Below are 19,706 nucleotides of genomic sequence, written 5' to 3'. Positions count from 1 at the left end.
ATGTCCGCCGAAGTCCTCTGGGTGATCAGCGGCCCAGAGCGGTGCTACGAACCGCCAGCAGACCCATCCGCAATGAGTCCAGCCTTGACCAGCGCCGCGCGTACGGTCTTGCGGTCCACGTCCATCCGGCGGTCAATCGCACGCATCGAGACGCCTGCTCGGGCTAGACGCACGGCCTTCTCGTCGATCCCCAACCCCAGCCGTCGGCTCGGCACGTTGCGGCGACGCAGGTGAGAGAACACCGTTGCGCGGTGGAGGCCGTACCTCTCAGCGAGCACCTTAACGCTTATCCCGACCAGGTAGTCGCCGACGAGCGCGTCCACCTCGGAGGCGGTGAGAAGAGTTTGAGCCATCTCGACAGTCCTCACAACAGGGCCACGATCATCCTTCGGAGCGGTATCCTGGGGACATTGAGAAACCTCGTAGACCCCACCGTCTAGGCGGTTGGGTCTGGTGACCATCTAGGGCGACTCCCATGCCCCCCCATTATGCTTACCAGCATGTTGTCCAAATTGCTTTCGTACAGGCGAGTACCCCCAGCAGCGCTGGCAGTGGGGGCTGGGCTGGCACAGCTGGCACTGGCTCGGGGGCGGCGCCCCAGCCCTGGGGCGCTATTGGCCGCTGGCGCATTGGCCACAGCTTCTGCGGGACTGATCTGGAGTTCCGTCGCCGCCTTCCGTAATGCAGGCACGACCGTGGATCCTTTGGCGGTGGAGCGGGCCGAGTCGCTGGTCACCACTGGTGTTTTCAATGTGACCCGGAACCCGATGTATGTCGGCATGGCAGGTTTCCTCCTGGCCCACAGCGTTTTACGACGTTCAGGGGCCGGGATTCTTCCTGTTGGGCTTTTCGTGGTTGTGCTCGACCAGCTTCAGATTCCCGCCGAAGAGCAAGCGCTGCGAACACGCTTTGGCCACGCATTCTCGGTCTACCGCCTTCGAGTTCCGCGTTGGCTGTCCCTAAACCCGGGCCAGTACCTCCGCTAGCTGCGCGGGCACCTGGGCCACCTCGGCCCCACCCGGGAGATCTTCCAGCAGCGCGGCCACCTCCTCGGGCTCAACCCCGGGCACCCGCAGCTGGTTCCCAGCGAGCAGCACGGGCAGCCCGGCGCGACGCAGACACCGGAAGGCCGCCCGCCAATCGGCAGCACTGACGAGCACCGCGGTACGCCGCCCGACGATGTCCCGCAGGCTTCCCTCTCCCGCCACCCGGCCGCCGCGCAGCAGCACCAGGCGGTCGCAGTGCCGCGCCTCCTCCATATAGTGGGTGGTCACGAGGATGCCGACGCCCGCGGCGGCCTCAGCCCGCAGGTCGCGCCACAGGCGGGCCCGCGCCAGGGGGTCCATGCCGGAGGTCGGCTCGTCCAACACGAGCAAGGCGGGGCGATGCAGGCGGGCGGCCAGGCAAGCCAGCTGCCGTTGCGTCCCGCGGGGCAGCTCCCGCACCGGACTCTCCGGCAGCCGGGCAACCCAGGCGCGGGCCGCGGCGGGCACCTGCACCCCCTGCACTCGCGCCACGAACGCCAGATTCTGTCGGGCCCCCAACTGCCCGGCCAATGCCAGCCCCTGAGCGACGTAGCCCAGGCGACGCCGCTCGGCCCAGCCGGGCGGGGCGCCGAGTAGCTGTGCTTCACCGCTGGTCGGTTGGTCTAGACCAAGCAGGATTCGCATGAGGGTGGACTTGCCCGCGCCGTTGCCGCCAATGAGGCCGACTATCTCGCCCGCCTGCACGTCGATGTCCACTTCCTGCAGCGCGGTGAAGCTACCAAAGCGGCGGGTGATGCCCCGGGCCCGCACCAGCACCTGCCCCGGCCGCGTGGCCACGTTGGAGCGCGGACGACTACTCTCGTCACGTTCCGCCCCTCCTCCGGCCACCGGAGCAGGTGTTGGCCCGGTATAGTCCCCCGCCCCAGCTGCCGCTCCGGTCGCCTCGCTCGCCGCCGTGCGCATCGTGTTCCCGGACTGGCCGCCATCCGCAACCCCAGGCCCCGCCACGCCCTGGCCGGCCTCTTCTTCGGCGTGCAGCGCGTAAGCTATGGCGGCGTTCTCCAGGTCGGGCACCTCCGTAGCCCCGGTGCCGACGGGCTGCCACCAGTACTGGCGCGCCCCACGTTGCCAACGCCAGCGGGCGGGCACGCCGGACGGCACGCCTTCCGCCCCGATCCCGCCCCGCACCTGGCCGGGGCTGGCGGCACACACCTCGGCCGGAGTGCCTGCGGCCAGGGTGCGCCCGGCGTGGAGGAGGAAGAGCTGGTGGGCCCGCTCAGCCTCGTCGAAGTAGCTAGTGGACAGAACCACGGCCGCCCCCTCCGCTGCCGCCGCGGCGATCAGGGTCCACAGTTGGCTGCGACTGGCGGGATCGACCCCCGTAGTCGGCTCGTCTAGGAGCAACAGCTCGGGGGCATGCAGGCTCGCCAGCACAAAGCCCAATTTCTGCCGCATGCCGCCGGACAGCTGCCGGGCCAGGCGGTCGCGAAACGGGGATAGCCCGGCGGCCTGCAGCAGGTCCGCGGTGCGGCTGGCCGAGGTGCCAACGCCGTGGATTCGGGACACAAATTCGAGATTCTCCCGCACCGTCAGGTGGGACCACCCCGCCCCGGTCGCAGCCTGGTAACCAAGCCGAACGCCGCTGGGCGGTCGCCACCGCTCCCCCTCGGCCAGGACCTGCCCGGCCAGCAGCCGCAGCACGGTGCTCTTGCCCGCCCCGGCGGCACCGACGAGGACGGTGACTTGTCCAGCCGGAAAGGCGCCTGCGAAGGCTGTCAGCGCCACCTGGCGACCGAAGCGGACGGTGGCGCCGTGCACGGCGATCACCGGGCACCACCGTGCGTGAGGAGCCAGCGCATGCGCACCGTCGCGGCCCCGAAGGACACGACCGCCATCGCCGTCAGGACGCCCACTGGCCAGGCCAGGTGGCCGACGGGGGCGCCGCGCAGCATAAGGCCGTGGGCGACCTCAATGAACCAGGTCAGGGGGAAACAGTAGCCGAGCGCCCGGATGCCAAGCGGCATGGCCTCCAGCGGAAAGACGAGGCCGGAGAGGAGCACCTGCGGCATCACGAACATGATGGCGCTTTGCACGGCTTGCCCGGTGGTGCCCGACACCGAGGAGACGAAGACCCCGATGCCGAGCACCAGGAAGCAAAAGACGACGGCGGTGAACGCGAAGAGGGCGAGGCTGCCGACGAACGGCACGTCGAACAGCACCCGGCCGACGACGGTGATGACGACCATGTCCGCGAGGGCCAACAGCAGGTAGGGGGTGATCTTGCCCAGGATGATGGCACTCGGCCGCAGCGGCATGACGGCGAGCTGTTCGAGGGTACCCGCCTCGCGTTCTCGCACCAAACCGATGGAGGTGATGATGGTACCCACGAACGACAGCACCAGGCCGATCAGGCCAGGGATCATGACCCAGGAGGTGCGCAGGTCGGGGTTGAAGTGGACGGTTAGCGGCAGCGCTCCCGCGGTGCCGAGCTCCGCCAGCCTCGCCAGGTCGGGGTCTGCCGCCAGGTGGGGGGCAAGGTCGGCCGCCAGCAGGCGGGCGAAGATGCCCTGGGCTGCTTCGGCGGCCAGCAAGCGGGCACCGTCGACGTGCACATGGCTGCGCATAGCCAGCGGGAGATGCGGATTGGCTGAGTCGGCGACAAACACGACGTCGGCCTCTTGCCGCTGCAGCAGGGGCACGGGGTCGGTGCCCGCCGGGTGCTGGCCGACGATGCGCAAACGCTCGGCGGCGCTGGGGTGGGCCTCCAGCTGGCGGGCGGTGCCCGCCGCGTCGGGCCCGACGACGGCGACCTTGAGTTGGGAGACATTCAGATTGGCCGCGTAGCCGAAAACGGTCAGCAGCACGACGGGCAGCGCCACTAGGAGCACGAGCGTCCGGCGGTCCCGGGCGAGCTCCCGGAACTCCTTGATGATCAGGGCGAGCATCCCCACCTCCATATTTCATCGACCAGTGAAATACACTGTAGCGCGTTTCCTCACTCAATGAAATAGGCTGGGGTGATGAAAAAAGAAGTGCAGTCTCCCGAACCCGGCGCCCGCCGCGGTCCCCGCGGCGGGCAACCCGACACCGCCATCCTGGCCGCCGCCCGCCAGGTCTTCGGTGCGCACGGCTACCAGGGGGCTTCCATCCGGCGGATCGCCCAGACGGCGGGGGTAGACAGCAAGCTCGTCCACTACTACTTCGGCAGCAAGGAAGAGCTGTTCGCCGCCGCCGTCGCCGATGCCTTCACCACCCTGGGGCTGCCCACGCTGCTGTTCTCCCCCACCGACACCGAGGCCTCCCCCGGCACCGCCTACGTCCACGCCGCCCTGAACGCCATAGAAAACCCCGAGCTCGGCCCGAGCTACCTGGCACTGCTGCGCGCCGTCGGCACCCACGAGCCCTCCCGCCAACTCCTGCTGCACGTGGCTCGCGAGGTTTTCCTCCCCCAATTGGTGGCGCACCTGCCCGGCCCGCACGCCACGGTGCGGGCGGGCCTGCTTGGAGCGCAGATGCTGGGCCTGCTGACGTCGCGCTACATCCTGGGTATGTCGCCCCTGGCAGAGCTGCCGATTCCCCAGGTGGCGGCGCTTGTTGGCCCCACTCTGGACCACTATCTGACCGGGAAGCTGCCCGGCCTGGATGGCGAACGCCCCGACCAGCGCCCCCACCGGGCCACCCGCCCCAAAGACCACCCCTAATCACCTCTCCCGGGCGGCCAGATGGTTGCCATCGGCGGCCACATCGGCGACATTGGTACTAACGCGCTATAGTGCCGCCGGGCCACACGCCTGGATCGAGGACTTGCCTGGCGGGTGGGGGCTACTGGGGTGCCCCCACCCGCAATCTTGCGCTCAGCCGGTCACCCGGGCCTGGCGAATGGCCTCCAGCACCACTTCGGGACGATCCAGCATCATGTTGTGCCCTGACCGGATCCGCACCTGCTTACCCCCCAGCAGTTCGGCGTACTGCGCCTGCTTAGCCAGCCACCCGCCACCAAAGAACGGTGCCCACGCCGTCAACATCACCGACTTGATCGGCGGCCACGGCAGTGCCTGCCGCATCTCCAAAAGCGCATTCGCCTGTTCGTTGTAGGCGGCCACCTCGGCTCCGGCCGCGCGCCGGGAGTGCGACGGATGCCGCTCGCGCCACTCCTTGCCGTGGAAGAACGCCAAGATCGGTTCGTAGGCGGGCTGCAGCCACCCCATGAAGCGATCCAGCAGCACGTGGTCGGTAGACAACGGCTCGAACTCCACGGAGCAGTCGACAAACACCACCGACTTGACCAGCTCCGGGTAGCGGCGCGTGAATGCCTCAGCATGGAAACCAGCCATCGAGTGGGCCGCCAACACCACGGGCTGCCCCTGGCCCGCCCGCTGGACGATGGCGTGCAGGTCCTCCACCACGTCGTCCAGGTGCGGCAGCCCGCCCTCCCAGGGAGTGCCCCCCATCCCGGCCCGGTCGTAGGCCACCACCCGGCCCGGCAGGGAGGGCAGCACCTCGCGCCACACCTCCACCCCCAGGCTCGCCCCGGCCAGCAGCACCGTGGTGGGCGTCTGCCCGTCCCGCCAAGCCACCCGCAGCTGGCGGGTACCGTTGCGCCATATCTCGTCACGCACGTTGTCCATGCCCCCTAGTTTGCTCCCTCCGCGCCCGCCGGGCGGTCAACGCGCCAAGCCAAATAGCCAGCCCAGGCTGTTGCCAGCAGTACCTGGCCCGCCTGCACGACGCCTTGGCCCAGACCAACCGTGACCTCCAGCGCAACCGATCCCAGCAGCGACAGCCCCAACAAGGCCCCAAATAGCAGCAAACGCCGGGCACTGCGCCGCTGCCCGCCCCGCCACCGGGCGAGCGCGGCGGAGGCGACACTGGCCACCAGCCCCGTCCCCACCGTGACCGATGCCACCACGTGCGGGAAATGGTCCATGCCAAATGGATTGGCCTGATAGGCCGCCGCGCAGAGCGGATCCAACGTGACAGCGCACGGCATCGCCCAGATCGCGTCGGCGATGGTGGCTAGCGCCACCAGAGCCAGCAAACCGGCTGTCCATTGCGCGCCGCGCCGCCCCAACCACGCCCGCCAGCCCCGCCAGCCGAGGGCCGCGATTAACAGCAGACCGCAGGCGGCCAGGGAATCGGCCACCCGGTAGAACCCGCTGGCGGGCTGATCCGTGGCTGCCAGCTCCGAGAGGTAACCCAGCAGCGCCTGCGGGTTGGGGCTCAGCCACGGGGCGGTCACCCACGAGTTGTACACCACCAACACCCACAGCGCCGCCGCCCGCGCCCACCATCGCCGCGTCATCGGTTCGGCTTCACTAGCGGGAAGGCGATCGTGTCGCGGATCGAGGTGTTAGTCAGCAACATCACCAGCCGATCCAGCCCCATGCCCAGCCCGCCGGCCGGGGGCATGCCGTATTCCAGGGCCGTCAAAAAGGCGTCATCGAGCTCCATCGCCTCCGCGTCCCCGCGCGCCGCCAGCAGCGACTGCTCCGTGAGCCGCTGACGCTGCAGCACCGGGTCCACCAGCTCCGAGTAGGCCGTGCCCAGCTCCGAGCCGAACACCACCAGGTCCCACCGCTCCGCCAGCCGCGCGTCCTGCCGATGCGGGCGGGTGAGCGGGGAAGTTTCGGCCGGGAAGTCGTAGAAGAACGTGGGGGCCACCGTCGTTGCCTCGCACAGGTGTTCGTACAGTTCCGTCAGCACGGCCCCCCGGGACCAGCGCGGGTCCAGGCTAATGCCGAGTCGGTCGGCCAAGCGCTCCAATTCCGCCTGCGGGGTGTCGGGGGTGATCTCCTGTCCCACCGCCTGGCCGATGGCGTCGTGCACCGACACGCGCCGCCACGGCTCCGCCAAGTCGACCTCGTGCACCTGGCCGGCCACCGTGCCGCGCACCACCGTCGTCCCCAAAGCCGCCAGCGCAGCATTACGCACCAAATCCTGCGCGGTGGCGGCCATCACGTGGTAGTCCGCGTAGGCGTGGTAGGCCTCCAGCATGGTGAATTCGGGATTGTGGGTGGCGTCCGCCCCCTCGTTGCGGAAGTTGCGCCCCATCTCGAACACGCGCGGCGCCCCGCCCACCAGCAGCCGTTTGAGGTATAGCTCCGGGGCGATACGCATGTACAGGCGCATGTCGTAGGCATTGATGTGCGTGATGAAGGGGCGCGCGTTCGCCCCCCCGTGCACCGCCTGCAGGATTGGGGTCTCCACCTCCAAATAGTCGCGCTCCAGCAACTGCTCCCGCACCGCCTGCAGCGCCCGCGAACGCGCCTGCAGCCGGTCGCGGGCCTCCGGGTTGAGCACCAGGTCCAGGTAGCGCTGCCGCACCCGCGCCTCGGGATCCTTCAAGCCGTAGTAGCGGCTCGGCAGCGGCCGCATGGCCTTGTTCGTCAACCGCCAGGTGTCCACGAGCAGGCTGTCCGTCCCGGTGCGGGACGCTGCCCGCACACCGTGCACCCCGATCTGGTCGCCCAGCTGCACCGTGTCCGCGAACTGGGGGAAAGAGTCTGCCAACCGGTCGCGTTCCAGTATCAGCTGCAGTTCGCCAGTCCAGTCTTGCAGGTCGACGAAGACGACGCCGCCGTGATCCCGCAGTGCCACCACCCGCCCGGCCAGGGTGCCGCTTTGCCCCTGCGCGAGGGCGGCGCAGGTGGTGTCGGGGGTGAAGTCGACGGGGTAGGGCTCTATCCCCGCATTCAGCAGTTGGGTGCGACGCTCCAGGCGGTGGCGCACTTGTTCGGGCACCGCCGAGGTCGGCGCGGCGGGCTCCGGGCGGGCGGGCAGCATCGGCAAGGCTTGCTCGGGGGTCAGGCGCGGCTGTTCGACGTCCAGCGTGAAGCGGGCGGGCAGCTTAACGAATCCCTCCGCCACCCCCATCGCTAGGGCGACATTGCCGAGGTCTGAGGTTTCCCGGAAGGCGATCAGCCGCGGCAACCACTGCGGATCGTACTTGGCGTTTGACCGGTAGAGACTCTCCAGCTGCCACCAACGCGACGCAAAAAGCATCAGGCGGCGGTTGAACTGCTTGAGCGGCGAGGCTCCCAGCTCACCGCCCTCGGCGAAGGTGGCGCGGAAGACCGCAAAGTTGAGGGAGATCCGGGCGATGCTCCAGCTGGTGGCTTGCTCCAGCAGGCCGGCGACCATGAACTCCGTCACTCCGTTGTCTGCCAGCGGGCTGCGTCGCATCAGGTCGAGCGAGACTCCGTCGCTCCCCCACGGCACGAAGGACAACAGGCCCGCGCACTTGCCGTCGGCGAAGAGGGCCTCCACCAGGACGCAGTCGCGGTCCGCGGGGTCGCCCAGCCGTCCCAGCGCCATGGAGAAGCCGCGCTCGTCCTCCCCCTGCCGCCAGGCGTCGGCCCGGCTGGCTATCTCCGCCATTTCGGTGTCGGAGATGTCGCCGTGGCGACGCACCCGCAGGGTGTAGCCGCCATCGGTGAGTTTGCGTACCGCCCGCCGGACCTCGGGCAGCGCCGCGAGATTGAAATGGGTGGTGGAAAGCACCGCCTCGTCCCCTAGTTGCAGGACCTTCAGCCCGGCCGCGTGGTAGACGGCCGCGCCGCGCCGGGACGTGCCGATGACGGCCGGGGCCCAGCCGTAACTGTTGGCGACGTCCACGAAAGCTTCAGCGGCCCGCTGCCAGTCGCTGGGGTTACCGATGGGGTCCCCGGAGGCCAGGGCGCAGCCCAGCACCGCCCGGTAGGCCACCGCGGCCTCGCCCGCGAACACCACCGATTTGTCGCGGCGGGTCGCGAAGTAAGACAGCGAGTCCCCTCCGTATCGGGCCAAAAGTTCGCGCACCCGCGCCTCGTCCGCCAGGGTCATCAGTTCCGCGCCGCGTTGCGAGGTCATCAAGGTGCTGAGGGCCGCCAACCAAGAGATCCCCAGGCAGGCGGCGTAGACACGAGGCAGCCAGGGGGCTATCTCCCAAGATTTTCCTTCCGGCAGCAGCAAACCGTGGGCGAGGTGCGACAGCGACTGCGGCGTGAGCCCGCGGGTCAAACCGTGTAGCAGCACAACTATCAGGGCGGAAATCGTCAAACCGATGAGCAACGCACCGAGCGCCCGCCACAGATTGCCTCGCCGCACTCGGGCGCAATACCAGCGTCGGTACCAGATGAAGCCGAAGAGCAGCAGGCCCAGTTCCACCAGATTGACGCTAATTAGACACAAGAAATAGCCGCGCGATACCCCAATTTCTACAAAATCGAGCTCTCCCCGCACCGTGAGCACGAATGCGTAGACATACCCAGTGGTCTGGAGCGTCATGAAGCCGACGAGGAGCAGCCAGGCCACCGACTTTCGGCGCAGGAGCGCAATCGACAGGATGGCGCACACACAGAAAGTGAAGAACGTATAGATCGGCAGTGGCATCAGCCACAACTCAACGAAGTTCATTACTCGGTTCAGGGCCGAGTGCGGTTGGGTTAGTCCGCTGAGGAGGGAAAACAAAGCGATCGTCATCATCAGGCGCGGAATCCACCTGACGAAGACTGGTTCCTTGGTGAGCCTGTCTGGCTTAGCCACTTGCCAGTCCTTTACCTAGTGCGCAACAAGCCCCAACGGGGGAAAACAACTGTCCCAGTGTCGCAGTTGGAACCCCAAGCTGCATGGGACCTGAGAATGACCTTGCCATCTGCAAGCCACTGCTCGCGGACTAGGCCGACCTACCAGAAGGTACGTTGCGCGATTGCATCGGCAAAATTGGTGACGGCCTGCGGGCAGGTGTCCAGGTAGAGCGAGCCGTCCACCAGCGAGATTTCCATGACGTAGTAGCCGCCACGACCGTCGGGCACCATGTCGATGCGGTTAAACAACAGCAGCATGTCACGGCCCAATGCTTCTTTCATGTAGCCGTGGAGCGCTAAGCGGACTCGCTCCCCAAAGGCCCGCTCGGCCTCGGTTACTTCCCGGGCCTGGACTTCCTCGTCCTGCACCACTTCGTCAAGGTTGCGGAACGACGGATGCAGCATGGCGCGCTTGGAAACGGCGTGCGAAATCAGGCCATTGAAGAAGATGAGGGACAACTCCCCGGCCGTGTCGATGGCCTCCAAGTACCGCTGCACCATGACGCTGCGTCCCTTGGCCAGCTGCCGTTGGGCGTGGGCGATGGCCTCCATGCGACTTTGGGCGTCGGTCGAGGTGTAGCGGCCGGTGCCACGTCCCCCGGAAGAGACCGCGGGTTTGACCACAAAGTCGCCCCGCGCAGGGAAGCGGGTGTGCAACTGGTGCTTGGAGAACTTGTCTTCCGGTTCGAGCCAGATGGTGGGAATCGTCGGCAGGCCGCGCTGGGCCAAGTCCTGTAGGTAGTGCTTATCGATGTTCCACCCGACCACCGGGGCCGGATTCAGCAGGCGCGGCACGCGGCGGGTCCAGGCTAGGAACTCGTCGGGCTTTTGGGCGTAGTCCCGCACCGAGCGCACGACGACGATACCGGCTTGCTGCCAGTCGACCGTTGGGTCGTCCCACACGGCCACCCGCACGTCGATGCCCCGGCTGGCGACCTCGGCGAGCAGCGGCTGCTCCTCGGTGGCCAGAGTGGGCCGGTCGGCACTGGTTGCAAAAGTAACTACAGGCTTGTCCACCCCCCTACGTTAGCGCGCCCGCGGCCCTGCCTCGGTATCCGGGCGAGGCGCGGGGCCTGCGGTCTGCTTTCGGCTCTCTGGGGGCGGGCGGGTACCATGGAAGGCAATCCCTTAGCGACGAGGCAAAGTTGATGAGTATCGATCTGCGTTCCCGACGTTCCTACCGGCTGGCCGTCACTGGTCTCTTTGTCGGCTCGTTCGTAACCGCCGTGGTCCTGGGTGGTGTGTTGGCGCACCGCAGTAGCTTCCTGGGCGCCTCGGTGATGGCGGTCATCACATTGTTCACCTACGAGGTATTCACCCGCATGCGGGCCGTCCACCGCGGGCAGCGGCCCCGCATTTGGGCGGCGGCCCCGCAGGCCAAGGAGGCCGCGCAGCCCCGGCCGCCGCGCCAGCAACAAGCAACCACCACGGCGCCCACCCCTGCCACTGCGCAATTGTCGAAGAAGGCCCGCCGCCAGAAGGCCAGTGTCGAGCGGGCCCGACGCCCCAAGGGCTAGCGGCGGAGCCGACTGCGGCTGGTGGCCTGCCGCACGTTCTTCAGCCACGGGCAGCGGGCCTGCAACTGGCGTTCCAGCCGCCCCCGCAAAGTAAACGCCGACGCGGGACAATTGCGGCAGGTGCCCGTCAGTTCGACTTCTATCCAGTCTTCCCCGGCCTGCCGCAGGGTGGCTTGTCCGCCGTGCGAGCGCAGATAGTCTCCCAGCTCCCCCGCCAGCAGGGCCTCCGTCTCTCGCAGCAAGGCCCGGCGGCGGGCGGCGGCGAGTTCCGGGCCTTGGCCCGCCCGCGTCAGGGCCTCGGTGAGGGCGGCGCGGACTAGCGGCGCCAGGGTGGCCCAACTGTGTGCGGGCGCGGCCACGGTCGTGACCCGGCTGGCCTCCACCTGCACCGCCGTGAGCTGCCCGCCCGTCCGCAGGGCCGCCAGGGCGGGATCGTCCGCCAGGTCCGCCGCCAGCGGCAGGGGCCCGGCGGTCACCACCCACACGATCTCCGCGGCGCGCCGGCCGCTCTCGGGATGAAAGGCAACCGTCACCAGAACAATCCCAGCACCATGCGGGTGGCCCACGCCGCCGTCCACGCCAACGCAAAGTAGGCCAGGAAAGCGAAGATGGGCATCTGCCAGCTGCCCGCTTCTCTTCGCATCGTCGCCAACGTGGCCATGCACTGCATGGCGAACGCGAAGAACACGATCAGGGCCCCCGTGGTCGGCACGGTGAAGATCGGCTTGCCAGCGTCCGGCCCGTCGGTGTACTTCAAGTTGGCCAGTTCCGCCTGCGGGTCTTCTGGGTCGGAGGCCTTAACGATGGTGCCCAGGGTCGAGACGAACACCTCGCGGGCCGTCAAGGAAGCCAGCAACCCGACGTTGGTGCGCCATTCGAAACCTAGCGGGGAGAAAACTGGTTCAACGAACCGGCCGACGCTGGCGGCGTAGGAGTGGTCGGTGGTGTAGGCGGCCACCGCGGTGGGATCGGCCGGATTAACGCCCGCTTCGAGCAATTCTTCATCGCCCCGCAACGGCAACGTCACCAACGCCCACACCACGACGGTGGCCAGGAGGATCACGGTGCCAGCCCGCCGCACGAAACCCGAACAGGGGCGCCACACTGAGAGCAGCAACGACTTAAAAGTGGGCATCCGGTAGGGCGGCAACTCCATGTAGAACGGGGCCGCCGCCTGCCGGTGGGCCAGACCTCGCTTGACCGCCCACGCAGCGTACATGGCGGCCACTGCCCCCAGCACATACAGCCCAAACATGACCACCCCGCGGGCATCGAAGAACCCCACCCGGGCGTCGGCAGGCACCAACATTGATACCAGCAGCACGTACACGGGCAGGCGGGCCGAGCAGGTCATGAGCGGGGCGGACAACATGGTGGCCACCCGGTCGGCGGCCCGCGGCAGGGTACGGGTGGCCATGATGCCGGGAATGGCACACGCCAGGGAGGAGAGCATGGCCACGAACGCCCGCCCTTCTAGCCCCACCACCGACATTGCGCGGTCCATGATGAACGCCGCGCGCGCCAGGTAGCCCACGCCTTCCAGGATGGAGATGAGCAGGAATAGCAGGAAGATTTGGGGCACAAAGACGAGTACGGCCCCCACGCCGCCGATCAGGGCCTCGCTGACGAAGCGCGAAGTCAGCTCGTGGCTGATGTGCGCTCCCGCCATTTCCCCAAGCCAGCCGAAGAGCTGTTCCACTTTGTCCTGGAGTGGCGCAGCCAGGCGGAAGATGGTCTGGAAGAAAGCGAACATGACCAGGGCAAAAACCACGACCCCGAACACTGGGTGCAGCAGGACCGAGTCGATGCGGGAGGTGCGCCGGTCGGGTTGGGCAGGTTCGTAGCGGGCCGCGGTGAGGATGGAGTCGACCCAAATTTCCTGCTCCCGCTCGTCGGTGGGCGGCGGCAGGGGCGGACGACGCCACGTCTCAGGTTCACCAAGGAGTTCTTGGAGCGCCGGAATGCCGTGTGCCCGGTGGCCGACAACCGGCACCACCGGCAGGCCGAGCGCGCGGGCGAGGGCCGGGACATCGATCTGCCCGCCGCGGACCGCAAATTCGTCGGTCATGGTCAGCACCAGCAAGGTGGGCAACTGGTAGGACAACGCCCGCACAATGACGGCAAACGACCGCCGCAGGGTCGTGACATCCACGACCAGCACGAGGGCGTCGGGCTTGGACTCGGGATCGAGGGTGCCTGCCAGATGGTCGATAACCACTTCTTCGTCGGGGCTGATCGGGTACAGCGAGTAGGTGCCCGGCAGGTCGTCGATGGTGACGTAGCCCGTCGGTGTCCAGGCCTTGCCGCTGATGCGGGCCACGGTCACCCCCGGATAGTTGCCCACGCGCGCTTTCAAACCGGTCAGGGCGTTAAACAGCGTGGTTTTTCCCGAGTTGGGAGCGCCCAACAGCGCGATGCGTTTGGCTCCCGGGGCGGCGACGGCGGTCGGCTGGGCGTGGCAGGCCCCGGACTGCCCGCTCACCGGGCCACCACCCGTATAGCTTTGGCGTCGTGCCGCCGCAGACAGATCTCGTAGTCCAAGATACGAAACACCGTGGGTCCCCAAAAGGGTGCCCGCCGCACGACTTCCACCATGTTGCCGGAGGCAAAACCGAGGTCTTTCAACCGTTGGGCTAGGCGCAGGGGCACGGAGGGGGCGAGTCCTTCCACCCGGGCTACCTGGCCAGGCCGGAGGGATGCTAACGACACTTCCACTCCGGCAGGCTCAGCCGAATGCGCTCGACGAGAACTAGGCACCATGTCGATACCTTCCTGAGGATTAGTGACCCTTAACACTCGTCAGGCTACCGCAGCAACTGCCCCAAACTGTTTCAAAACTCACCCATTCTGGGCGAGCTGGCCCAAACGACAGCGTCGCCTACCGCAGCCCGACGGGGCGAGATAGCGCCAGCTCAAGCAGCTCGGTGACTAGTTCGCGATACTCCACTCCGCTGTGCTGCCACATGACCGGGTACATGGAGAACTGCGTGAAACCGGGCAGCGTGTTGACCTCGTTGATGACCACGTCTCCGTTGTCACGCACGAAGAAGTCGACCCGCGCCAGGCCCTCGCACTGCAGCGCCTCGAACGCCCGCGCCGCCAACTCTTGCAACCGCTCAACTAGCTCCTCGGACAGCTGGGCAGGCACCTGCATCTGGGCGGTGCCGTCTACGTACTTGGTGGAAAAGTCGTAAAACCCATCGGAGTGCAGCACGATCTCGCCGGGCACGGACACGCGCGGCCGCTGGCCGTCCCGCCCCTGCAGCACCCCTACTTCGATCTCGCGTCCGTCGACCGCGGCCTCCACGATCACCTTCGGGTCGTGCTCGCGGGCGGCCTCGATCGCGTCGCGCAGCGCCCCGGCGTGCGTCACCTTGCTGATGCCCAAGGAGGAGCCAGCGCGGGCAGGCTTGACGAAAACTGGCAGCCCGAGGGCCGCCACGGCGTCCAGGCAGACGGCTGGGTCTCGGCGCCACTGTGCGTCGGTGATGCCTACCGAACGCCCCACGGGCAGGCCGTGTCCTGCCAACACCAGCTTGGCGATGTGCTTGTCCATCGCCACCGCGGAAGAGAGCACCCCGCAGCCGACGTAGCGCACGCCCGCCATTTCGCACAGGCCTTGGAGCGTGCCGTCCTCACCGAATGGGCCGTGCAGCAAGGGCAGGACGACGTCTACCTCACCGAGCTGCGCCAGCCGCTGCCCGGCGCGGTCCAGTTGCAGGAGCGAGGCCGGTCCCTGCCCCAGGGTGGCAACCACCTGGTGCTCGGCGGGCAGGATCTCCGCCACCTGGCCCGCCCGGAGCTCGTACAGCTGAGGATCGTCGTGGGCCACCACCCATTGCCCGTCTCGGGTGATACCGATCGGCACCACCTCGAAGCGGTCCCGGTCGACAGCCGCCAGCACATTGGCCGCGGTCGCGCAGGAGATACCGTGTTCCCCGCTGCGGCCTCCGAAAATAACTGCCACGCGCGGCTTACGCTCGGCCTGGACATTGTGCTGTTCGCCCACGAAAATCCTCCTCGATTGCTCTGCCACGGGCTAGGCTGTTGGCCCATGACGCGTGCCCCATCCTGCCACCTCTGGCTGACCCTCGCCTGCGGTGTGAGCGCGTTTCTCGCCGTGGGGTGCGCCGAGACGTCGACCGCGCCCCCAACCGCGGGGCACAGCCCCGATCCGCGGCACGCCCCGTTGCACATCCCTGAGGAGGCCCCCGCGCCCACCCCGCAGCCCACCGTTACGGTCACGACCCTTCCGCTGCGGGCGGACTCCTCGACCCAGGACGACGACATCGTCGAAGGGCACCTGCCGCCACCGGCGGTGGAGCGACGCGTGGTGGAGGGCACAGGCGGGGCGTGGCTGACCCACGTGCGGGTCGGGCGCCACCGGGGCTATGACCGCCTGGTGCTGGAGTTTGCCGGGGGCTTGCCGGCAGTCACTGCCGAGTACGTCGCGGCCCCCATAAGCAACACGGCCGCGGGGGCGGAGCTGGAGCTACCAGGCAGTGCGGTGCTGCACCTCCACTTGACGCGGCTCCAAGTCGCACAGTCCTCCACCCAACTGGAGCGCTCCGCTCGGCTTACTGGCAGCGGCGCGCCCATCGGCGGGCCGGTTTTGGGCTATTACGTCGATACCGGTGCGGGCACCGAACGCCACCTGTACCTGGGCGTCGACGGGCAGCGCAAGTTCCGGACTTTCCTGCTGCAAGACCCGCTGCGGATCGTCGTTGACGTGTTCGACTAGTGCTGTTCGCCCGCCACGCCCTCGGTTTTTCGGGGGCGGGCCAGCAACGCTTGGGTGACCTCCCGCGGGTCGCGCCCACCGTGGAGCACCGCCACGATGCCGTTGACTATCGGCATCTCCACCCCGGCGCTCTCGGCCAAGGCCTTGATAGACAGGCACGACTTGACTCCCTCGGCGGTACCGCCAGTGCGCGCCTGGGCGGCCGCAAGGTCCAGCCCCTCCCCGATGGCCTGTCCGAAGGACTGGTTGCGCGAGAGCGGCGAACCACAGGTGGCCACTAGGTCCCCCATCCCGGCCAGGCCCGCGAAGGTCTCCGGATTGGCCCCCAGGGCGAGGCCCAGGCGGCTGGTTTCCACCAGCCCCCGCGTCATGATGGTGGCCGCCGTGTTCTGTCCGAAGCCGAGCCCGCGCGCAATGCCGGCGGCCAGGGCAATGACGTTCTTGACGGCGCCGCCGAGCTCGACCCCGATCATGTCGGTGTTGGTGTAGGGGCGAAAGTAGGGGGCGGCGCACCGGTGGGCGACGGCGGCGGCCACCTCCAACTCGGGGGCGGCCACCACGGTGGCGGTGGGTTGCTGGGCCGCGATCTCCTTAGCCAGGTTCGGGCCGGAGAGCACCGCGACCTGGGGCGGTGGCACGGCAAGGGCAGCGGCTAGCACCTGGCTCATGCGCAGATTCGTCTCCAGCTCGATGCCCTTCATGAGGGACAACACCACCGTGTCCGGCCCGAGGGTGCCGCGAATGGGTGCCAGCGCGGCGCGGGCGATCTGGGAGGGAATGGCCACCACGACCAAGTCGGCCCCGGCAACCGCCGCGGCCATGTCACCGGTGGCCCGAATGCGGCTGTCCAACTCGATACCCGGCAGGTAGCGGTCGTTGCGGTGGGAGTTGATACCTGCCACGGTTTGGGCGTCGCGCCCCCACAGCACCACGTCCTGGCCGGCGTGCGCACAGACCTGAGCGAAGGTTGTCCCCCACGACCCGGTGCCGATGACGGCGACGTGCCCGCTCATGCCGACAGCTCCGACGGCGGGTTGTCTCCCAGCGGGCGGGGAGCGACGACGATGGGGCGCGGCTGCCAGCCGCGGTCGAGGTCCGGCGGCGTGTCCAGGTGATCACCGTCGGTGCGCATGTCCCACACCTGCTCCGGCGCCGGTTGACCGCGCAGCTCCTCCACCAGCTTGGTGATGGCCGCCATGATTGCCACCGAGGCCTCCTGGTAGGCCTCCTTATCGGTGCGGCCGTGCCAGGCACTGAGGTCTACCGGCTCCCCCACGAGCGCGGCCACCCGCGGACGGCGCCAGAAACGCACCATCCCCCCGGCACGGCGGTGCAGCGCGTGAGCGCCCCACTGTCCGACCGGGATGACGGGCACGTTGGTGGCCAGCGCGAGCCGCGCCGCCCCGGTCTTGGCCGTCATCGGCCACATGCGTGGTGACCGGGTGAGGGTGCCTTCGGGGAAGAGGGCGACGACCTCGCCTCCTTCCAGGGCGGCCCGGGCGGAGGTCAGGGCCTCGGTGGCGCGCGCCGAGCCGCGGTAGACGGGCACCTGTCCCGTGCGTTTGAGCAGCCAACCGAGCACCGGCACTTTGAACAGTTCGTGCTTGGCCAGGATCTTGACGGGTATCTGCTGCGCCAACAGCATGTGCATGAGGGTGAGCCCGTCAGCATTGGATACGTGGTTACCTACTACCAGGTAGCCGCCGCTCGGCGGGAGCTTTGCTAGTCCCAGCCAGGTGGGACGGGTCACTAGGCGCATCACGCCTCGGCCAATGGCGGCGGCGACGCGGTAGGTGGGGGTGAAGGAACGGCTCACGGATTGTCCCTAGTTCTCCATTGTGCAGCGGGCCGACAGGGCCCGAAGTTTGGCGTTGAAGTGTTCGTAGCCCCGGTTGATGAGCTCAATGCCCCGCACCCGGGAGGTGCCGGTGGCCGTCAGGGCGGCGATGAGGTGGGAAAAGCCACCGCGCAGGTCGGGCACGGTGATGTCGGCCCCCGTCAGCGGGGTGGGGCCGGAGACGACCGCCGAGTGGAGGAAGTTGCGGGCGCCGAACCGGCACCGCAACGGCCCGAGGCACTCGGGGTAGACCTGAATGTGGGCCCCCATGCCCCGCAGTGCCTTGGTGAAGCCGAAGCGGTTTTCGTAGACGGTCTCGTGGATGATCGACAGTCCGTTGGCCTGGGTGAGGGCGACGACGAGGGGCTGCTGCCAGTCGGTCATGAACCCGGGGTGGACATCGGTTTCCAGGGCGATGGCCTGCAGGTCGTCACCCGGGTGGTAGAAGCGAATGCCGTCATCGCGCACATCGAACGCGCCGCCGACATTGCGGAAGACATTGAGGAATGTCATCATCTCGGGCTGCGTGGCCCCCCGCACGAAAACATCACCGCCGGTGGCCAGGGCCGCCGCCCCCCAGGAGGCCGCCTCGATGCGGTCGGCCAGGGCGGTGTGTCGGTAGCCTTGCAGCGACTCGACCCCGTCGATGGTGATCTGCCGGTCGGTGGCCACCGAGATGCGGGCCCCCATCTTTTGCAAGATGGCACACAGGTCCATGATCTCCGGTTCCACCGCCGCGTTGCGCAGCACGGTGCGGCCCTTGGCCCGCACGGCGGTCAGCAGGGTCTGCTCAGTGGCCCCCACCGAGGGATACTCCAGCTCGATGATGGCGCCCTCCAGCCGCCGCGGGGCGGAGATTTCGATGCCGTCCGGCACCTTATCTACTACCGCCCCGAAGCGTCGCAGGATCGCCAGGTGGAAGTCGATGGGCCGGTCGCCGATGCGGCAGCCGCCCAGGTCGGGAATGAAGGCTTTGCCCAGCCGGTGCAGCAGCGGACCACAAAAGAGGATTGGGATGCGGGAGGCCCCGACGATGGCCCCCATGTCGGCCACATCGGGGCGGCTGACTACCGCCGGGTTCATGTAGAGCTGTCCGGAGTCCTGGTCGAAGTCCACCTCGACGCCGTGCAACCGCAGCAGGTCGGTAACCACGTCGACATCGCGGATAAGCGGGACATTGGAGAGCTGAGAGGGGGTGTCGGCTAGTAGTGCCGCCACCATGGCTTTGGAGACCAAATTTTTGGCTCCGCGCACAAAAATCTCCCCCTGGAGGGGGACCCCACCTTCCACTCGCATGACGCTCATGTTTCTCCTTCACCGGTTCGCTCGCCCAAGGATACGTGGACCGACCGCCCTCTGCGGCCAGCGCGCACCCCGCAGCTGCCCGCCGTACGGGTGGAGTCGGCGGCGGCCCCCGGCCCCAGCGTTGCCGCCGCCGGGGCAGCTACCGCCAGCTACTCACGTGCGGGCCGGCAGCGTCCGCGGCTTAAAGGCGGGCCGCTCGGCCTCATATTGGGCGATGGCGGCAGCGTTTTGCAGGGTGATGGCGATGTCATCGGCCCCTGCCAGCAACCGCTCACGCGTGTGCTCGTCAATCTGGAAGGCGGCCCGGTGCGGGCCGAATATCACTTCTCGCTCGAGCAGGTCGACGGTCACCTCGGCGCCGGGCGTGGCTTCCAGGTGCTGCCACAGCGCATCACGGGTGGCTTCGTCGATGATGCCAACCAGCAGCCCCTGTTTGCCGGCATTAGAACGAAAAATGTCGGCAAACCGCGGCGCGAGCACGGCCCGAAAACCGTAGTCGCGCAACGCCCACACCGCGTGTTCCCGGGAGGAACCGGTGCCGAAGTCCGTGTCGGCCACGAGCACGGAGCCAGCCGCGTAAGCGTCCTGGTTGAGCACGAAGGCGGGATCCTGCCGCCAGGCGGCGAAGAGCGCATCTTCGAAACCGGTGCGGGTGATGCGCTTGAGGTAGACGGCCGGGATGATCTGGTCGGTGTCTACGTTGGAGCGGCGCAGCGGCACGCCGATGCCGGTGTGGGTGGTGAACTTGTCCATCGG

At 68.1% G+C, this 19,706-nt stretch carries 19 protein-coding genes; 4 read left to right on the top strand and 15 right to left on the bottom strand.

The genetic code is table 11. The features are described 5' to 3' along the window. Positions 1-44: 44 nt before the first annotated feature. Positions 45-353 carry a hypothetical protein gene (locus tag BSZ40_RS03910; RefSeq protein ID WP_185695844.1) on the bottom strand — a complete coding sequence of 103 codons (309 nt, stop codon included), beginning with the start codon at positions 351-353 and terminating at the stop codon, positions 45-47. A 147-nt stretch (positions 354-500) separates the two neighbouring features. Here BSZ40_RS03910 and BSZ40_RS03905 point away from each other — a divergent pair, with 147 nt between their 5' ends. Further along, a complete protein-coding gene (locus tag BSZ40_RS03905; RefSeq protein WP_073823806.1) occupies positions 501-986 on the top strand; it encodes a methyltransferase family protein in 486 nt (161 codons plus the stop codon). Here BSZ40_RS03905 and BSZ40_RS03900 read toward each other — a convergent pair. Further along, complete coding sequence (locus BSZ40_RS03900) at positions 960-2,813, bottom strand: ATP-binding cassette domain-containing protein (protein ID WP_073823513.1); 1,854 nt, start codon at positions 2,811-2,813, stop codon at positions 960-962. The genes BSZ40_RS03905 and BSZ40_RS03900 overlap by 27 nt on opposite strands. Further along, a complete protein-coding gene (locus BSZ40_RS03895; RefSeq protein WP_187343207.1) occupies positions 2,810-3,931 on the bottom strand; it encodes an ABC transporter permease in 1,122 nt (373 codons plus the stop codon). The genes BSZ40_RS03900 and BSZ40_RS03895 overlap by 4 nt, the downstream gene beginning before the upstream one ends. 75 nt (positions 3,932-4,006) lie before the next feature. Between BSZ40_RS03895 and BSZ40_RS12345 the strand changes: the two genes are divergently transcribed. After that, the gene (locus tag BSZ40_RS12345; RefSeq protein ID WP_073823511.1) at positions 4,007-4,687 is read left to right on the top strand and encodes a TetR/AcrR family transcriptional regulator; all 681 of its coding nucleotides are present in this window, start codon (positions 4,007-4,009) and stop codon (positions 4,685-4,687) included. A 153-nt stretch (positions 4,688-4,840) separates the two neighbouring features. Here BSZ40_RS12345 and BSZ40_RS03885 read toward each other — a convergent pair whose 3' ends face one another. The 4 genes from BSZ40_RS03885 to BSZ40_RS03870 form a co-directional block, all read right to left on the bottom strand. After that, positions 4,841-5,614 (bottom strand): alpha/beta fold hydrolase, encoded by a 774-nt coding sequence (locus BSZ40_RS03885; RefSeq protein ID WP_073823509.1) that lies wholly within the window; start codon positions 5,612-5,614, stop codon positions 4,841-4,843. A 5-nt stretch (positions 5,615-5,619) separates the two neighbouring features. Further along, positions 5,620-6,288 (bottom strand): DUF998 domain-containing protein, encoded by a 669-nt coding sequence (locus tag BSZ40_RS03880; protein WP_073823507.1) that lies wholly within the window; start codon positions 6,286-6,288, stop codon positions 5,620-5,622. Further along, positions 6,285-9,509 (bottom strand): bifunctional lysylphosphatidylglycerol synthetase/lysine--tRNA ligase LysX, encoded by a 3,225-nt coding sequence (gene lysX / locus BSZ40_RS03875; RefSeq protein ID WP_245793818.1) that lies wholly within the window; start codon positions 9,507-9,509, stop codon positions 6,285-6,287. Before lysX ends, BSZ40_RS03880 begins: the two co-directional genes overlap by 4 nt. Before the next feature lie 140 nt (positions 9,510-9,649). Next, a complete protein-coding gene (locus tag BSZ40_RS03870; protein ID WP_073823503.1) occupies positions 9,650-10,567 on the bottom strand; it encodes an ATP-grasp domain-containing protein in 918 nt (305 codons plus the stop codon). 131 nt (positions 10,568-10,698) lie between these two features. On the opposite strand from BSZ40_RS03870, the gene BSZ40_RS03865 reads away from it, so the two are divergent. Continuing rightward, positions 10,699-11,067, top strand: a complete 369-nt coding sequence (locus tag BSZ40_RS03865; protein WP_073823501.1) for a hypothetical protein — start codon at positions 10,699-10,701, stop codon at positions 11,065-11,067. On the opposite strand, the gene BSZ40_RS03860 is transcribed toward BSZ40_RS03865, so the two are convergent. From BSZ40_RS03860 to BSZ40_RS03845, 4 genes are all read right to left on the bottom strand, one after another. Beyond that, entirely contained in the window at positions 11,064-11,600 is a 537-nt protein-coding gene (locus BSZ40_RS03860; protein WP_073823499.1) for a NifU family protein, read from the bottom strand. The genes BSZ40_RS03865 and BSZ40_RS03860 overlap by 4 nt on opposite strands. Then, the gene (gene feoB, locus BSZ40_RS03855) at positions 11,597-13,549 is read right to left on the bottom strand and encodes a ferrous iron transporter B (RefSeq protein ID WP_073823497.1); all 1,953 of its coding nucleotides are present in this window, start codon (positions 13,547-13,549) and stop codon (positions 11,597-11,599) included. Before feoB ends, BSZ40_RS03860 begins: the two co-directional genes overlap by 4 nt. After that, positions 13,546-13,827 carry a FeoA family protein gene (locus BSZ40_RS03850; protein WP_073823495.1) on the bottom strand — a complete coding sequence of 94 codons (282 nt, stop codon included), beginning with the start codon at positions 13,825-13,827 and terminating at the stop codon, positions 13,546-13,548. Before BSZ40_RS03850 ends, feoB begins: the two co-directional genes overlap by 4 nt. 118 nt (positions 13,828-13,945) lie before the next feature. Next, positions 13,946-15,076: a D-alanine--D-alanine ligase family protein gene (locus BSZ40_RS03845; protein WP_073823493.1), complete on the bottom strand. Its 1,131-nt coding sequence runs from the start codon at positions 15,074-15,076 to the stop codon at positions 13,946-13,948. 45 nt (positions 15,077-15,121) lie between these two features. On the opposite strand from BSZ40_RS03845, the gene BSZ40_RS03840 reads away from it, so the two are divergent. Then, positions 15,122-15,808, top strand: a complete 687-nt coding sequence (locus tag BSZ40_RS03840) for an AMIN-like domain-containing (lipo)protein (RefSeq protein ID WP_073823491.1) — start codon at positions 15,122-15,124, stop codon at positions 15,806-15,808. On the opposite strand, the gene BSZ40_RS03835 is transcribed toward BSZ40_RS03840, so the two are convergent. From BSZ40_RS03835 to leuD, 4 genes are all read right to left on the bottom strand, one after another. Then, positions 15,805-16,821, bottom strand: coding sequence for an NAD(P)H-dependent glycerol-3-phosphate dehydrogenase (locus BSZ40_RS03835; RefSeq protein WP_073823489.1), 1,017 nt, complete (start codon positions 16,819-16,821; stop codon positions 15,805-15,807). The genes BSZ40_RS03840 and BSZ40_RS03835 overlap by 4 nt on opposite strands. Then, positions 16,818-17,624 (bottom strand): lysophospholipid acyltransferase family protein, encoded by an 807-nt coding sequence (locus BSZ40_RS03830; RefSeq protein WP_073823487.1) that lies wholly within the window; start codon positions 17,622-17,624, stop codon positions 16,818-16,820. The genes BSZ40_RS03835 and BSZ40_RS03830 overlap by 4 nt, the downstream gene beginning before the upstream one ends. Before the next feature lie 9 nt (positions 17,625-17,633). Then, positions 17,634-18,950, bottom strand: coding sequence for a UDP-N-acetylglucosamine 1-carboxyvinyltransferase (gene murA, locus BSZ40_RS03825; RefSeq protein WP_073823485.1), 1,317 nt, complete (start codon positions 18,948-18,950; stop codon positions 17,634-17,636). Positions 18,951-19,103: 153 nt separating this feature from the next. After that, positions 19,104-19,703 (bottom strand): 3-isopropylmalate dehydratase small subunit, encoded by a 600-nt coding sequence (gene leuD, locus BSZ40_RS03820; protein ID WP_073823484.1) that lies wholly within the window; start codon positions 19,701-19,703, stop codon positions 19,104-19,106. Positions 19,704-19,706: the final 3 nt, after the last annotated feature.

This window comes from Buchananella hordeovulneris (assembly GCF_001907235.1).
Classification (GTDB): Bacteria; Actinomycetota; Actinomycetes; order Actinomycetales; family Actinomycetaceae; genus Buchananella; species Buchananella hordeovulneris.
This window is presented reverse-complemented; position numbering and strand designations above follow the sequence as displayed.

Excerpts from the sequence above, each read along its gene's own strand:
- BSZ40_RS03910 (WP_185695844.1), bottom strand. The coding sequence starts at position 353 with ATGGCTCAAACTCTTCTCACCGCCTCCGAGGTGGACGCGCTCGTCGGC.
- BSZ40_RS03905 (WP_073823806.1), top strand. The coding sequence starts at position 501 with ATGTTGTCCAAATTGCTTTCGTACAGGCGAGTACCCCCAGCAGCGCTG.
- BSZ40_RS03895 (WP_187343207.1), bottom strand. The coding sequence starts at position 3,931 with ATGCTCGCCCTGATCATCAAGGAGTTCCGGGAGCTCGCCCGGGACCGC.
- BSZ40_RS12345 (WP_073823511.1), top strand. The coding sequence starts at position 4,007 with ATGAAAAAAGAAGTGCAGTCTCCCGAACCCGGCGCCCGCCGCGGTCCC.
- BSZ40_RS03885 (WP_073823509.1), bottom strand. The coding sequence starts at position 5,614 with ATGGACAACGTGCGTGACGAGATATGGCGCAACGGTACCCGCCAGCTG.
- BSZ40_RS03880 (WP_073823507.1), bottom strand. The coding sequence starts at position 6,288 with ATGACGCGGCGATGGTGGGCGCGGGCGGCGGCGCTGTGGGTGTTGGTG.
- BSZ40_RS03865 (WP_073823501.1), top strand. The coding sequence starts at position 10,699 with ATGAGTATCGATCTGCGTTCCCGACGTTCCTACCGGCTGGCCGTCACT.
- BSZ40_RS03850 (WP_073823495.1), bottom strand. The coding sequence starts at position 13,827 with ATGGTGCCTAGTTCTCGTCGAGCGCATTCGGCTGAGCCTGCCGGAGTG.
- BSZ40_RS03840 (WP_073823491.1), top strand. The coding sequence starts at position 15,122 with ATGACGCGTGCCCCATCCTGCCACCTCTGGCTGACCCTCGCCTGCGGT.
- BSZ40_RS03835 (WP_073823489.1), bottom strand. The coding sequence starts at position 16,821 with ATGAGCGGGCACGTCGCCGTCATCGGCACCGGGTCGTGGGGGACAACC.
- murA (WP_073823485.1), bottom strand. The coding sequence starts at position 18,950 with ATGAGCGTCATGCGAGTGGAAGGTGGGGTCCCCCTCCAGGGGGAGATT.
- leuD (WP_073823484.1), bottom strand. The coding sequence starts at position 19,703 with ATGGACAAGTTCACCACCCACACCGGCATCGGCGTGCCGCTGCGCCGC.